Consider the following 15,142-nt stretch of genomic DNA (forward strand, 5'->3'; position numbering starts at 1 on the left):
AGATGAAAAAAGCAGCGGGTTTTACCCTGATTGAAGTCATGATCACTGTGGTCATTATCGGCATACTGGCGGCGATCGCTTATCCCTCTTATGTGCAGTACATTGCCAAGAGTACCAGGGCTGAGGCTCATGCAGCCTTGATGCGACTGGCCAATCTGCAGGAGCAGTACTATTTGGACAATCGCACTTACGCCACGGATATGACCAAACTGGGGCTCAATGCCAGCCCCTTTATTACTGAAAATGGTCACTACAGCATAGCGTCAACCGGCACCGACAGTTTTACCCTGACAGCAACGGCGCAAGGGGTACAGGCCAGTCGTGACAGCAAGTGCAAGACGCTGACCTTGACTGACGCCGGGGTTAAAGGCGGCGCCTCTGCGGAGTGTTGGAAATGATGAAATCAATCAAATATGGCTTGTTGCTCATCTTGCCCGGTATCGTTTTGACTGCCCAAGCCGCCGAGCGGCAAGAGGTGAAGTGTCACTTGATCACCAGCAAGGGAGAGCAAATTGCCTTTTATCGCTGGGATCTGGAAAAGCAGCCGCTATTGATGGCGCGTTTGAGTAGCAAGCCGCTCAAGGATGCTCAGGGGAAACGTTACTATATCAAGCAGGCCAGTGAGTGTGTGTTGCTCAATGAGGAGTTCAGCTCTGAAAAGGCCCGTAAGTTGGATGAGGTAACTCTGAGATAGCTTTCACTCAGGCCTATGAAGTCTGAGCCTATTGTGGTTAACAGCAATAGGCTCGCAATAGATCCTTCCAGGTCACTATGCCGACAATCTCACCGTTTTCCAGTACCGGCAGTGAACCTATATCTTTCTCCAGCAGTAGTCTGGATGCCTGCGCCAAGCCTAGATGCGGCGCAACGGTCACAGGATTACGGCTCATCACTTGATGCACCCGCTTATTGAGGGTCTCCAGATCTCTGCTGGTGGCCGTTTCGCTGCCAAGATTGGGGCTTAAGGCCCGCAGCAGATCCCGCTCGGACAAGACGCCTTCCAGCTTGCCTTCATCATCCACCACCAGTAGATGATGAAAGCCTGCATGATGAAATATCTCTTTGGCCACACTCAGGCGGTCGTCCATTTCCACTGTAACGACCCGGGTGATCATGATATCGGCGATGCAGAGCTGCATAGGGATCCTCCATAACCTTTTCTTTGTTATATCAGAGCCCTGTCAATAATGCTAACTCGGAGCGTTGTCATCTTGCTGATTGAGTTCCTGCAGATGACAATCGATATAGCGGCTGCGTTTCTTGAACTTGAGTTTGTCCAAGTCCACCAGCACCAAACCATCGATACAGTCGGCAAAGTCGGCATCTACTCCAAAGGCGAGAAAGCGCACCCCATCAGGCTGGCAAAGTTCGCCGTATTGCTTGTAGAGAGTTGGCACAGCGGCGCCCATACTGGCAAGGGTCTGCTTGAGCAGTTTGAATGCGCCTTGGTAATCTGAATCAACATAGAGCTTATCCAGCTCAGCCTGGCGCTCAGGAGGCAGACCAAAAGGCGTGAAAGACTGTGCCAGCTGTGTCTTACAGGGAAACTGCTGCAGGTAGAAGTGCACCAACATCTCCTTGGCCTGTGCCGGCAACTGATTGCTTATGGTCACAGGACCGAAAAGGTAGCGGTAGCCGGGATGACGAGCCAGAAAGGCACCTATGCCGTACCAGAGATAATCGAGACTGCGCTTTCCCCAATATTTAGGCTGCACAAAGCTGCGGCCGAGCTCCAGGCCCTTGGCGAAATAGGGAGCAAATTCTGATTGATAGTGAAACAGTGACTCACTGTAGAGGTTTTCACCTGCATTGTGCAAGCGGGCGACTTCGGCAAAGCGGTAGGCGCCGACTATCTCCAGTTCCTTGGGATCCCAGAGTACCAGGTGCAGATAACTGGAGTCGTATTTGTCTATGTCTCTGCGTTTTCCCGTGCCTTCACCCACGGCGCGAAAAGCCAGTTCCCGCAGCCGACCTATTTCCCGCATCACTGGGCTGCTGCCCTGATGGCGATAGAGGAAAATCTGTTTGTCATCCTGAGTTTGACCAAGCTGTTCGCACTGCAGTAAAGCCTGTTGCAACTCACGACGTTTTTCCGGATGGGCGATGGCACTCTGGGTGTTGAACAGTGGGCTGCGGTTCTTGCCTATGCGATAGAGGTGGTTCTTCAGCAGACTGACCCGGGTTTTGAGTGGGAAGTCACTGCCGCTGACCGCTTCGGCCGGGATAAGCTCGCCGATACGCACTGGCAGAGTATTACTGGCTTGTTTAAACATCTCCTTCACCAACAGCAGGGTAGCCAAAGGTTTATACAAGATGGAAGCACCGTAAAAGGTCGCCGAGTTCTTGGCATCGACATACATGGGCAGCAGCGGCGCATTGCAGCTGATAGCCATCTTCAGGAAGCCGGTTTGCCACTGGGTATCGCGAATGCCGCTTGGTCTGAGCCTGGAAACCTCACCCGATGGAAAGATGAGCACAGCGCCTTCACTGCGCAGATGCTGATGGATCTTCTCCAGGTGTTGTCTGGGGGTTCCGCCAGTCATATTGCGAACCGGCAGCAGGATATTGTGCAGTGGCGTCAGTGTCATCAGCAGCTCGTTGGCAACCACTTTAATGTCAGGCCTGACTTCGCTGATAAGTTTTATCAGCACCAGAGCATCCAGCGAACCTATTGGATGATTGGCGAAGATAACGACTCGGCCCTGATGGGGAATGTTTTCCACCTCACTGTCCGGCACCGTATAGCTGACGGCAAAGCTTTCCAGCACTTGTTCAACAAAATCCACGCCCTTGAGAAAACTGAATTGGCCGGCGATATCATTGCACTCCCGCTCATTGAGAAGATAACGCAGTAAGGCCTTGGTTGGCTTGGCGAGCCAAGGCTTGCTGTTGATATTGGGCAGATTGGATTCCACGACTTTATCGACGGTAAACATCATAATGGGTACCTGATTTAAGCAGCTTGTTGTTCTTGTCCCTGCCAGGCGAAGCGTTTCAGTACTTCGGTCCGGCCCAGTTGTTCATTCCAGCGCTCGAGTTGCAGCTCGCCCTCGAGGGTTTCAGTCAATAGGGTGCAGTTCTCTACCCAGTCACCATCATTGGCATAGATAAAACCGCTCATTTCCGTGAGCTCCGGCTGGTGAATATGGCCACAGATGATGCCGTCCACCTTCTGCTTGCGGCCATAACGCACCACGGCTTCGCGAAAACTGTTGATAGCTTGTTGAGCCTTGCCGACTCTTTGCTTGATAAAGCCGGCCAAAGACCAATAGGGATAACCGAGACGGCGGCGAACCTTGTGCAACTGGCGGTTGAGAAACATCAAGACATCGTAGAGGTGATCGCCGAGGCGGGCGGTGATGCGGCCGATACAGACTTCGGAGTCAAACTGATCGCCATGCAGCATCAGCAGGGTCTTGCCACTCAGGGTTTGATGTCTGTACTCTTTGCTGATAATGACATCGGCGAGTTGCAGCTGGTGGTAGTCCTTAAACAGCTCGTCATGGTTGCCGGGCAGATACACCAGCTTGATGCCGCTCTGTGCCATTTGCAGCAGTTTTTGCAGCAGTTGGTTGTGACTCTCGGGCCAGAATACCCGGCGTTTGAGGGCCCAGATATCGACTATGTCCCCCACCAGATACAGCACTTTGGGCTGAACGCTGTTTAGGAAATGCAGCAGATATTCGGCCTTGCAGTCAATGCTGCCCAGGTGAATATCCGAGAGCCAGAGGGCGTTGAGCTTGATGACAGACTCGGCTGCGCGGCGGGAGGATGGGTGAAATGTCGATGGTTTGTTGACCAATGACTTGCTGTCTTTCATCGCGGCTCCTGGATAAAACCAGTGAAACGGGTTTGACTGTGAAAGACTCTAAGTCAGTTATTTGACCTTGAAGTGACGTCTTGATGACCTTATTGTGACGCCCCTGAACTTACCTCGATATCATTTGGCAGTATGATGCGGAACTCGCTGCCATGACCCGGTGCGCTGATCAGGCGGATCTCGCCGCCAAGTACTTGAGTCACCAGGTTATAGACTATGTTCATCCCCAGGCCACTGCCGCCTTTACCGCGTTTGGTAGTAAAAAAGGGAACAAAAATATTTTGTTGTACTTCGGTATTCATGCCGCAACCATCATCACGGTAGACAAGCTCTATGCCGTTATCTGTGCGGCTGACATTGAGCGACATCCGTCCCTCGCTTCCTTCTGGAAAGGCGTGTACCAGCGAATTGGTAAATAGGTTACTGATAATTTGGTAAAAGACGCCCGGAGTGGAGTTGAGGGTGATGTCGGCCGGGCATTGATAGCTGTACTTGTGAGGCGAGCGGTGTAGCATGGGGTTGAGCGACAGGAAAATCTCATCCAGATAGTGCCCCAGGTTAAATTCCCGCAGTTCTTCATGGGACTGATCGACGGAGAGCTGTTTGAAGCTGCGGATCAGCTTGGCGGCGCGTTCCAGGTTGGTCAGCATCAGTCGGCTGCAGTCGGCCACTTCACTCTGGTACTGTTCGAAATCCTGCTGATCGACATCCTCGGCGTAAAAGCGCTTGTTGAAGGCTTTAACATTCTCCGCCAGATGCGAAGCCGCGGTGACACAGATACCTATGGGAGTGTTGACTTCATGGGTGATGCTGGCAACCAGACCACCAAGTGTGGCCATTTTCTCCTTATCCAGCAGCTCAGACTGCGCCAGTCGTAACTCTTCCAGGGTGTGGTTCAGTTCATCATTGCTCTGTTGCAGCGCTTCAGTGCGCTGTTTAACCCTCTGCTCCAACTCCTGATTGAAACGACGCAGTGCCGATTCGGTTTCTTTCAGTTTCTGAATATCCTTGATGGTTCCTGTAATCCTTAAAGGGCGCCCCTCTTGATCCCTGGCCATGACCCGGCCACGGTTGAGTACCCAAAGCCAGCTGTCGTCCTGGGTCTTGCCGCGATAGCTGAGTTCAAATTCTTGCCGGCCTTTATGGAGGCAGGCATCAATCTCGGGCCAGATGAGCGGCAAGTCTTCGGGATGGACACAGCGCTCCAGCGTATCTTTCAGGTGGGTTTCGGGCAGAGAAATGCGTTATTGCGATTGGCCTCCTGAGCCTGCAAATCCCAATCCCAAAACTCATCACCACTGCCAATAAGTGCCAGTTGCAGCTTTTGCTCGCTGCTCGCCACCTTTTGCAGCAGTTTTCGTTGCTCAATAAACTTCTGCCACCTGTTATAGGCAAAGCCAAATATCAAGCTCAGCAACAATAAGCTGTAAATAGTATAAGCCCAGGGGCTTTGCCAGGGCCTGGGGGTTATGCTCAGCTGCAGGCTCTGCGCCGGGCTGGTATTGCCGTCAATATCCACGGCTCTGACCATAAAGCGATAGTCACCGGGTTTGAGCGCCGGAAAGAAGGCGGTTCTGGCCCCCCGGGTATTGAGCCACTCCTGCTGCATGCCTTCGAGTTTGTATTGATACTCAAGATGCCTGGCGTGATGCAGGTTCGGGCTGTGGAATTTGAGACTCAACGGCAAGGCATCAACCCCCAGAACCAGTTTCTGTCGGCTCCAGGGTTTTGGTGCGTGCTCTTGTGTTTGCCCCAGGGCCTGCAGTTCATCTATGATCGGCTGCGCCGGAGGTTTCCTCGCGGGTAAAGCGGGGGGCTGGATATGGTTGAGACCTTTTACACCGCCGAGAAACAAGCTACCGTCCCGATCGAGAAACCCGGCGCCAAAGTTGAACTCGTTGGCTTGCAAGCCATCTTCATAAGCAAAATTCCGGCTTGTGCCTGTTGCGGGATCCAGCCATGACAGGCCGCTGGCGCTGCCAATCCAGAGTTTGTTGTCGGCATCATGTTGCATCAGGTAGGCGACATCGCCTATCAGGCCGTGTTGGCGATCAAACATTTGATACTGCCCGCGATCCGGGGTGAATGAGAATACGCCGTCGCTGGATGCTACCCATAACTGTCCATCCGGATGTTGGTAGATGGAAAACAGATGCTTGCTGGGTAGAGGGACTTCAGTATCCGTGGACCAATGAGATACACTGCCATCCGGCTTGAGCCTGAATAGGCCTTCACCGTAACTGGTGATCCAGATATTGCCGCCGTTATCCTCCAGTATCGAAGTGGTTTCTGTTTTGGGCAGCGGCGTGGCGTCCGGCGCGGCAAAGCCTTTTTCGATACCAAGATAACGGCTGACTCCGGCTTCTTTGGTTGCTATCCAGGCAATGCCACTTTGATCAAAGGTTAAACTGTAGAGGGTGTTGGCCGGCAGTGAGCCCGGTTCATTGGCCTGATGGCGATAGTGCAGATAGCTGTCGCGCTCGGCATTGAAGATCAGTAAGCCTTCGCCCCGGGTGCCAATCCACAGCCGGCCCTGACTGTCTTCTTTGATAAAACCGATAAAGGCCTTATCCAGCAGTTGGCTTGCCAGCGGCGAGGGTTTGAAGCCTTGAATTTTGCCCGAGTCAGACTCCAGTGCCTGATAAAGGCCGCTGGCGGTGCCGACCCAGAGTTGCCCCAGATGATCGCGAAAAATCGCTCTGACATCGCCATTACCCAGGTTGTGGTTCTCGAAACTGTTGGGGAGCAGTTTTCCCATGGCTTCCTGATTGAGATCCAGCTTACCGAGACCGGCTCCCTTGGTCGCTATCCAAAGTTGGTTGCTGTCATCCAGATGCAGCGTCTGGATGGTCTTGCCATCGCTGTTTTGTTGCCAAAGAAGCTCCCGGGTTTGAGGTGTAAATCGCAGCAGACCGAGTTTATCCACCGCCAACCAGAGCCGTTGCTGTGGATCCAAAACCATATGCCGAATGCCGGCATCGCCAAGTTGGTTGATGGAGTAAGGCACGGCCTCGGTTCCCAAAGACCAGTGCCAGAGCGTTCCTTTGCTTGCGAGCCATAAACTGCCGTCTTTGGCCTGTATCAGAGACTCTACCGGAGCAGACTGCGGCAATATTGCCATCTGTTGCCAGGACTTGCTGTCATCCAGCTGCCAGAGCGAGTCTCCTGCAAGATACAAGTCGCCGGAAGGTGTTGCATAAAACCTCAGTTGTGAAACGGTATTTGTCTGAAGCTGCTGGCTATCCAGGCGTTGGCGGCGTTTGGGGTCGTAGCGCCAAACCTTGGCATCATCCATCAGCAGCCAGAGCATGCCTTGTTTGTCTTCTGCCAGCTCGCGGATCCCGGTCAGCGGCAGATCGGCTTCGGCACCCAATATTTCAAAGCGGCCACTGTCCGGATGATAAAGATTCAGGCCATCGCTCAAGGTCAGCAGCCACAACTCCTTCTGGCTTGAAAACAACAGTCTTTCAATGTGATTGCCACTAGGGCCGTAGGGAGCGTCCTGCTTACTGTAGATTCTGAAATGTTCGCCATCGAAGCGGTTGAGTCCGGCTTGAGTGGCTATCCACAGGTGACCACGATCGTCTGTGGCGAGGTCATTGACAGTGTTCATCGACAAGCCGTCTTCGGCCTGAAATTGCTCAAGGACGGGGCGATAGCCCAATGACGGTGTCAGGCTATCGAGGCACCAAAGTGCCGTAAAAAGGAGCAGAAACGCAAAGATTTTCACCGAAAAGCCTCAAAAACGGACTTTTTTCAGTGTAGATGCTGGTGGCCGAAATGCGAATTTTGTGAGCACATTCTAGTGCTTAGAAATAAAAAAAGGCCGCATGTAGCGGCCGTTGTGGGGAAGTCCGGCTAAATTGCCCTTAGAACAGTAGATGTGCCATCCCGGCAATCACAGGCAGAGTAACCAGGGTTCGCAGCAGGAAGATGGCAAACAACTCCCAAATTTTCACCGGTATCTTGCTGCCGATAAGCAAGGCACCTACTTCACTCATGTAGATCAATTGGGTGACAGACAGCGCCGCAATCACAAAGCGTGTCATGTCGGATTCTATGCTGGTGGCCAGAATCGAGGGGATAAACATATCGGCAAACCCGACGACTATAGTCTTGGAGGCTTGGGTAGCTTCGGGGATCTGCATCAGTTCCAACAATGGAATAAAAGGCTTACCAAGATAGTTAAATACCGGGGTGTATTCGGCGATGACCAGAGCTATGGTACCTAATGCCATTACGACGGGGAGCACACCGAAGATCATATCGATGACATTTTTCACCCCTTCGGAGAGCACCTTGAATACGCCACCTGTGTGGGACGCCTTGGTGAGCGCCAGATCCAGTCCCCAGGACAGAGAGTTATGACCTGCTGGCAGCGACTCATCATCTTTTTGTCTGGGGCTGCCATCAATATAAATATCCTTCTTGCGCGACAGCGGCGGCAACTTGGGCACTATTATGGCGGCAACAATACCGGCCAGACAGACTGTCAGGTAGAAGGGTACAAACATCGCCTGCAGTTTCACTTGGGTGAGTACCACAAGGGTAAAAGTGATAGAGACTGCCGAGAAGGTGGTGCCGATAACCGCCGCTTCACGCTGGGTATAGAAGCGGTTCTCATACTGTTTACTGGTCAGCAAAATACCAACGCTACCATCCCCGAGCCAGGAGGCCATACAGTCGATGGCGCTGCGTCCCGGCAGGTTGAACACCGGCCGCATCAACTTGGTCAGTAAGGTTCCGAAGAGTTCCAGCAGGCCAAAGTTGAGCAACAAAGGCAGGAACATACCGGCAAAAAAGAATACACAGAACAGCAGTGGCAACAGGCCATTCATCACCAAGGCGCCGGTGGAATCGGCTATGAGCATCTCAGGGCCAACCTGGAAGAAGGTCAGACAGATAAATATGGCGCCCAAAACCCTGACCAAGAGCCAGGCAGGGCTGATATTCAACAGGGAATTGAGAAACTTGCTGCGGCGGATAAAAGCGGGGCGCAGGAGTTTCACCAATACACTGGCCGTGGCGGTAAATACCACTATGGCGCAAATTATGCTGGTCAAATAATCATTGAGCAAATTCTTGAGTTCACCGGCCAACACCGCCACAGGAATGGTCAGTTCGTTGTTATAGCTGATAGGCGTCATAAAGAGTAAGACGCCGAGCAGAGATGGCACCAGGAAGGTGAGTATGGTTGTTATGTTGCGGGGTTGTTTTTCGTCTGCCACGGTTATTACACCCTGAATCTACACTAATTGGATGAGTAACAAAGCTACTCGCCAGGGGCAATATTGGCTCTGAATGCATTTTCATTCAACCGGCCCCCGAATTTAAGGGGGCAAGATTACCCCCTTAGCGCGGCTATGTAAATTCATTCGCTGTCAGTTCTGTCTCTTTGATCACAACAGCATAGTTATTTCCTGTCCTTGCTTAATTATTATTTGAGCAATTCCTTATGAAAAATCCTTCAAAAAGAAATGGTTAGATATTTGTTACTCAGGCTGAACCTGGGCTTTGGTATCAGCCGAAAGTCTGTCTCAGGTTCAGCGACCTGTCGGCACTGGCCTTTAACTGCAATACGGCTTGCTCAACCTGACACAGGGCGCTGACATTGTCATTGGTGGCGCCGTGAATCGTCTGTATGCCGCCTGCTATCTCTTGCACTACTTGCCCTTGCTGGGTTGCCGCCACGGCGTTTTGTCTGGCGAGATCGTGTATTTCAGCCATCCCCTGATTAACTGTGTTGATGGACTCCACAGCCGACAATGCTTCAGTGGCGCACTCCTGTGCCTGTTGTCTACTGGCTTCCATCTCATTGGCCCACTGGGTCAGCATGCTGAACATGGCCTCTATGCTGGCAGATATACTCTTGGTGGACTGCTGGGTGCGGCCGGATAAGGCTCTGACCTCATCGGCGACCACCGCAAAGCCGCGTCCCTGTTCGCCGGCTCTGGCTGCTTCTATGGCTGCATTGAGAGCCAGCAGGTTGGTTTGGTCGGCAATGGCGTCGATTTCCGACATGGCGTTGGCAACTTGCTGTGCTTCATCGTTCAGGCGTTTGGCATTGGAAGCCGCCCTGGCAACATCATCGGCCAGGTGGAGAATATGTTCACTGTTCTGATGCATCACATCCCGGCTTTGACGACAGAGGCCATAAGCCTCATCTATACGGCCTGAGGTTGCCTGGGTGTTGTCGGCCACCTCACTGATAGTGGCATGCAGTTCTTCGATGGCACTGGCTATCTGCTGCATCTGTTGTTGTTCCAGATCCATGCCGACTCTGGCCTGCTCTGTGGCCACCACCAACTGAGCGGCAATATCATTGGTTTTAAGCGCTTGATCCTGAGTCCGGCCCAAAACGCCCTGAAGCATGGCGGCCTTACGCTGCAACTGAAATTCGAGCACGGATGACGTATCGTGCCCGGCATAGATGAAGCGACTGACAGAGTCGTACTCTTGCTTGAGTGCCATCAATCGTGCCGGAATACGAAAGGCTTCGTCATAGAAGATAGCCAGATTGAGCGCCATCAACATGGCTCCGGCCAACACCACGCCCCAGCCCCAGATATAGCCGCTAAGCAGTAAGCCAGAGCCGGCCATCAGTGCCGAAAGCAAGCGTTTTTGCGTCAGCGTCAGCGGATCTTTGACCCTTTTGCCCTGATTCAGGCGACTGTATACCTTGATGGCCCGTTTGATGGTGCCTTGACTGGGTTTAACCCTGACAGATTGATAACCAATGATTTTTCCCTGCTCAAAGATGGGGGACACGAAAGCATCGACCCAGTAAAAACCACCGTCCTTACAACGGTTTTTGACCAATCCCCGCCAGGAACTGCCGGCCTTGAGGCATTGCCACATTTCGGCAAAGGCCGCCTTGGGCATGTCGGGATGGCGAACCATGTTGTGGCTGTGGCCTAACAGCTCGGCTTCAGAAAAACCCGATATCTCAGCAAAGGCCGGGTTGACGTAAGTGATAACGCCGCGAAGATCTGTGGTGGAAATGAGTTCGTCGGTGGATTGCAGACAGACTTCCCTGTCTGTGGTGGTGGAATTCCTTCTGGACATCTTTAATTCCGGCTCAGAGTTAGTGGCCCGATATTGATTCAGGCCTTATTATCATTTTAAGTGTGATAAGCATAACATTTTTGTGGTTATTTGAGTGAGCGCTTTTTGCAAATTTTTTAGAGGTAAAGCGTTTGCAGGTTATTGATATGTATACTAATTGAAAACTTCGATGGTCAGTGTTTTGGTCGGGATAAAACTCTGTAAACAAGCTATCCAACGGCTGGACACAGTGAAATCTGCTAGCGCTGTATTTTTTCTCCTGGGCGGAACTGTAGTTTCCAGACCCGGCATGATCTTGGTAATCAAGGCTATTGTCATCTCCTGCGGGAGGATATGCCAAAACAGCAAAGGATGGCCGAGGCACCAAAGTGCAATAATTCGACCGGAAGCGAATTTTGTTGTTTAAACTCGGGTAAATAAGCGATCGGTAACGCAAAAAGACCTTGCCCGGGCTTTAAAAAAAAACTGGAGCATGTAAGTTAGACAGCAGAGAATAAATCCGGGGCATACACTGGCATGTTAAGAAGACAGAGACTGGCAAGAATGGCGTTGAGCTTTGGTTTGCTGGGACTCTTTGGACTGCTGCTTGGCCTGGGGTTGGTTATCTGGGGCTATCAGAGCGGCGATGGGCGGGAGTTCAGCCTGCTCAATCACAGCCTGAGTGAGCTGGGCAGTTATGGCCATTCTAAGTTGGCGGTACTGCTCAATGGTGGTTTGTTCTTCGGCAGTTTGAGCCTGGTGCTCTGTTGGTTATTCACCCTGCAGTTGTCTCGCTTATTGAGCGGCCATCTCCTGTATCTCAGCCTGACCCTGACTTGTATGGCCCTGGCCGGTGTTGGCCTGTTTCCCGTCAATGTCTATCACCTTCATATCCTGATGCTGAAGTGGTTCTTTATCTTTGGCTGTATCAGCGTCGGCTGCTACCTGGCTTATCTGCTGCAGCGCCCCTTTGGTGCCGCCACTCTGTGGACTCTGATCCCGGCGCTTATCAGCGGCGTCAGTCTGGGCGCTTTTCTGTTTCTACCGCATCTTGAACTTGGTATTACCGAGGGGGATAACCCCTTTTACCATGAGTTGGTGCTGCAATTACCTCGGCCTGACTTTTGGTGGCCGGCAGTCCTCGAATGGCTGGGGCTCGGCAGCTTTATGCTCTGGGTCTTGTGTTTGTTGCTGTGCACAAAAAAGGCCCCCGATGAACAGGAGCCTGTTGAAAGTCCTTATTGAGGGCCGCCCGGCAGAGACGCTATGGCTTCTTGCTTAGAGGCTTGCTTTAGGGGGAGGCGTTAGTCCCGGGGTCTATCAAAGTCTTTGATAGACCATGCCAGGCGCGCCGTGCCAATATCCATTACAGGCTTCTTTGCCTGTTTCAGCATCGACTTCACTCCCTGCATTTTGCAGTAAAGACTCCGCCAGAGCGATGGAGTCATGGCCATCCGGTGAAACCCTGAACCAGTCAACACTCAAACGTTTCATTTCTGGTATTTCCCGTCTGAGATCGCAGCGGGCTGCCGACTGAGTCTGTATGCCGTTGAGTCGCAATAGTGGTTGTTGCTCCTGGGTCTGGGCGACCAGGCCTTTTGGATGCTTGATGCATACCGTCTGACAGTCATCCTTTGCCAACCCTTGATGACGGGCGGTGAAGCAACGGGCCGAGTGCGCCAATGGCAAATAACCATGACCCAGTACTTCAATTTCAAAGTTTGGCGTCGGGGCGGTGACTTTTTGCAGCCACATTTTTGACAGCTCAATGGGCATCACAAAGCGCTGCATGCCCCATTGATGCAGCTTTTCCAGGCTGGCTCTGTTGTAGTTATTGATACTGGCACCACAGACAAAAGGCAGTCCCTGCTCCCGCGCCATACCAACGGCGGCCATATCATTGGCCTCAACTATGAACTCGCCATTATCGAGTTGCTTTTTAAGCTCTTTAAGCTCGGATTGTGCCTCTATCAAGGCCAGAGTCGACAATACAACCTGTTTGCCGGCGGCTTTGAGCTCAAGGGCCAGGGCCAGATAATCGGCAAACTTCATCTGCCTGCGGCGGCTGCAAACGGCTTCACCCAGATAAACCAGTGGAATAGTGCTGTCTGCAACTTCACGGTAGAAGGCCTGCACTTGTGCTTTGGGCCAGCAATAGAGCAGCGGGCCAAGAGAAATATTCATAGAAAACTTCCTATTGCCAGCTGCGCTCGTAGGCACCCAGCGTGGTGGTTTGTCCCTCGGATACTTTGGCCAGCGCGGCATGCCATTCGGGTTTGGATTGGAACCGCTCCGGCGCATTCTGATAGGTGTCCAGCGCCTGACGCCAAACCCGGGTAACCTGTTCCACATAGGCGGGGCTGCGTTGGCGACCTTCAATTTTAAGTGACACTATGCCGGCCTGGGCCAGTTCCGGCAGCAAGTCCAGGGTATTGAGGCTGGTGGGGGACTCCAGCAAAAAGCCCGGCTGGCTGTCTTCTTCGGTCAGATAACGTCCCTTGCACACAACCGGGTAGCCCATCTGCTCGTTCAACCCCGAGCTGTCAATCAAGACTTCGTTGAGGCGGGTCTGGCGACAGCCCTGATTTTCCTGCCAGCGCACATGTTTTGCCGGTGAGCAGGAGCCACCTGAATTGGGCGATTCCCCAGTCACATAGGAAGACAACTGACAGCGCCCTTCGGCCATGATACATAGACTGCCGAAGGCAAACACTTCCAGATCAACCGGACTGGCCTTGGCAAGATCTTTGACCTGCTTGATGGATAGCACTCTGGGGAGTACGGCGCGCTCAATGTTGAATTCACGCTTATAGAGTGCCAGGGCACCGAGATTGGTGGCGCTGGCCTGTACCGAAAGATGCAGCGGCAGGTGAGGGTAGTGGCCATGGGCGTAATCCAGTAGCGACAGATCGGCCATGATCAGCCCATCTATATCCGTGTTGGCGGCCAGATCGACGGCCTGGTACCAACGTTTCTCTTCACCCGGTTGCGGAAAGGTATTAATAGTCAGATACAGCTTGCGCCCTTGAGACTTTACCTCTTTGGCTGCCTGTTGCAGTTTGGTCGGTGTGAAGTTCAGTCCGGCAAATGAGCGGGCATTGGTGTCGTCTTTCAGCCCCAGATAGAGGGCATCGGCGCCGGCGTTGAGAGCAGCCTTGAGTGATGCCAAGTTCCCGGCCGGACACAGGAGTTCCATGTTAACTTTCTCCCTAATTACAAACAAAGCCGCAGTTTATCGACCTTTGGATCTCACAGAATTGATATAAAACAGGTTTATGATCATAAAACTTGGTTAGACTGCCGGAGTTTTGGCATTTTAATCAGGAGTAACTCAAGATGCGCACGGCTTTAGCCGCCAAGGCGGCGCGCGATATTCTCACTCTGGCTCCCAAGTTGGTTGGAAAACCGCTGACCTTGGTTCCCTTCGCCATCAAGGCGAACGTACTGCAGCAGCTATTGGCGGTATTGCTCAGCGAACAGGTTAAGGATGGTGAATTGGACTTTCTTGAAGGGCAATGGGTTGGCGTTCGGGTTGAGGATATGGAGTTGGCATTTGAAGTCAGTTTCGAACAAGGTTTCAAGGTGCGGCCTTTTACGGCCCCGGAAGTCACCTTCAGTGCCAATAGCGCTGAACTCTTGCTGGTCGCCGCCGCCAAAGAGGATCCTGACACCCTGTTTTTCCAGCGCCGACTCAGTATTGAAGGCGATACCGAATTGGGCCTCGAGGTTAAAAACTTGCTGCTCGGCATAGATGTTCAAAGTATGCCAAAGGGGTTGAAGCTGATGTTGGATAAGCTGGCCAATATGCTGACCACGCTCCTGCAAAGTTCACAAACCGCACCTCAATGGGCCTGACAAACAGTAAAATCCTGGCATAAAAAAAGCGACCCATTTGGGTCGCTGTCAGAGTTCAATCTAAACTCTGGATGGTGCGCTAGAAACCATCTTGAAGGGAGGATAATGATGAAACACTCGGTTCACTAATTCTGACTGCCGATTTTTCCGCGAGTTCCCGCACCAAGCAAAATAATTCAGTTTTATTTGCTTCACTCCTATCTGTAGATCCCCAAAAAGTCTGTCACATTATGCTCTTACAGTGATTTTGACTCAGTCTTTTCATTTTCTTGAATGGCAATATTGGCATTAACTATTTATCTATCCGAATGAGTCGAGCTGTAGGATAAAAAAAATGGCAACCCAAGGGGCTGCCATACAAGGTCGTACAAAACTGATTCGTACAAAACTAAGTCGTGCAAAGAATGAAAACCCGCTGCGCTA

General features: G+C 52.2%; 13 protein-coding genes. 4 read left to right on the top strand and 9 right to left on the bottom strand.

The features are described from left to right. The first annotated feature begins 2 nt into the window (after positions 1–2). Both ACMHXI_RS11135 and ACMHXI_RS11140 read left to right on the top strand, forming a co-directional pair. A complete protein-coding gene (locus tag ACMHXI_RS11135; RefSeq protein WP_413734931.1) occupies positions 3–398 on the top strand; it encodes a type IV pilin protein in 396 nt (131 codons plus the stop codon). Then, positions 395–694, top strand: a complete 300-nt coding sequence (locus ACMHXI_RS11140) for a TapY2 family type IVa secretion system protein (RefSeq protein ID WP_115390059.1) — start codon at positions 395–397, stop codon at positions 692–694. The genes ACMHXI_RS11135 and ACMHXI_RS11140 overlap by 4 nt, the downstream gene beginning before the upstream one ends. Positions 695–731: 37 nt before the next feature. Here ACMHXI_RS11140 and ACMHXI_RS11145 read toward each other — a convergent pair whose 3' ends face one another. The 7 genes from ACMHXI_RS11145 to ACMHXI_RS11175 all read right to left on the bottom strand — a co-directional run bounded on the left by ACMHXI_RS11145 (position 732) and on the right by ACMHXI_RS11175 (position 10,885). Continuing rightward, a complete protein-coding gene (locus ACMHXI_RS11145; protein WP_025011917.1) occupies positions 732–1,139 on the bottom strand; it encodes a CBS domain-containing protein in 408 nt (135 codons plus the stop codon). Positions 1,140–1,190: 51 nt separating this feature from the next. Then, positions 1,191–2,939 carry a lysophospholipid acyltransferase family protein gene (locus tag ACMHXI_RS11150; protein WP_275957365.1) on the bottom strand — a complete coding sequence of 583 codons (1,749 nt, stop codon included), beginning with the start codon at positions 2,937–2,939 and terminating at the stop codon, positions 1,191–1,193. 14 nt (positions 2,940–2,953) lie between these two features. Continuing rightward, positions 2,954–3,820, bottom strand: coding sequence for a UDP-2,3-diacylglucosamine diphosphatase (locus ACMHXI_RS11155; protein ID WP_025011918.1), 867 nt, complete (start codon positions 3,818–3,820; stop codon positions 2,954–2,956). 89 nt (positions 3,821–3,909) lie between these two features. Next, a complete protein-coding gene (locus ACMHXI_RS11160) occupies positions 3,910–5,061 on the bottom strand; it encodes an ATP-binding protein (protein ID WP_309543956.1) in 1,152 nt (383 codons plus the stop codon). Further along, positions 5,037–7,550 (bottom strand): two-component regulator propeller domain-containing protein, encoded by a 2,514-nt coding sequence (locus ACMHXI_RS11165; protein WP_413734935.1) that lies wholly within the window; start codon positions 7,548–7,550, stop codon positions 5,037–5,039. Before ACMHXI_RS11165 ends, ACMHXI_RS11160 begins: the two co-directional genes overlap by 25 nt. A 139-nt stretch (positions 7,551–7,689) precedes the next feature. Continuing rightward, positions 7,690–8,967 (bottom strand): YjiH family protein, encoded by a 1,278-nt coding sequence (locus tag ACMHXI_RS11170; protein ID WP_413734939.1) that lies wholly within the window; start codon positions 8,965–8,967, stop codon positions 7,690–7,692. Positions 8,968–9,340: 373 nt separating this feature from the next. After that, positions 9,341–10,885: a methyl-accepting chemotaxis protein gene (locus tag ACMHXI_RS11175; protein WP_025887220.1), complete on the bottom strand. Its 1,545-nt coding sequence runs from the start codon at positions 10,883–10,885 to the stop codon at positions 9,341–9,343. Between the two features lie 516 nt (positions 10,886–11,401). Between ACMHXI_RS11175 and ACMHXI_RS11180 the strand changes: the two genes are divergently transcribed. Continuing rightward, positions 11,402–12,109 carry a DUF998 domain-containing protein gene (locus ACMHXI_RS11180; RefSeq protein WP_145839018.1) on the top strand — a complete coding sequence of 236 codons (708 nt, stop codon included), beginning with the start codon at positions 11,402–11,404 and terminating at the stop codon, positions 12,107–12,109. Between the two features lie 75 nt (positions 12,110–12,184). Here the strand turns inward: ACMHXI_RS11180 and ACMHXI_RS11185 are convergent, their stop codons facing one another. Both ACMHXI_RS11185 and ubiU read right to left on the bottom strand, forming a co-directional pair. After that, complete coding sequence (locus ACMHXI_RS11185) at positions 12,185–13,048, bottom strand: U32 family peptidase (protein ID WP_145839017.1); 864 nt, start codon at positions 13,046–13,048, stop codon at positions 12,185–12,187. A 10-nt stretch (positions 13,049–13,058) separates the two neighbouring features. Further along, positions 13,059–14,060 carry a ubiquinone anaerobic biosynthesis protein UbiU gene (gene ubiU, locus ACMHXI_RS11190; RefSeq protein WP_096140784.1) on the bottom strand — a complete coding sequence of 334 codons (1,002 nt, stop codon included), beginning with the start codon at positions 14,058–14,060 and terminating at the stop codon, positions 13,059–13,061. A 140-nt stretch (positions 14,061–14,200) separates the two neighbouring features. On the opposite strand from ubiU, the gene ubiT reads away from it, so the two are divergent. Then, positions 14,201–14,719: a ubiquinone anaerobic biosynthesis accessory factor UbiT gene (ubiT, locus tag ACMHXI_RS11195; protein WP_025011922.1), complete on the top strand. Its 519-nt coding sequence runs from the start codon at positions 14,201–14,203 to the stop codon at positions 14,717–14,719. The last annotated feature ends 423 nt before the right edge of the window (positions 14,720–15,142 follow it).

The organism is Shewanella sp. BJSY2023SW005 (assembly GCF_047314585.1).
Taxonomy (GTDB): domain Bacteria; phylum Pseudomonadota; class Gammaproteobacteria; order Enterobacterales; family Shewanellaceae; genus Shewanella; species Shewanella algae.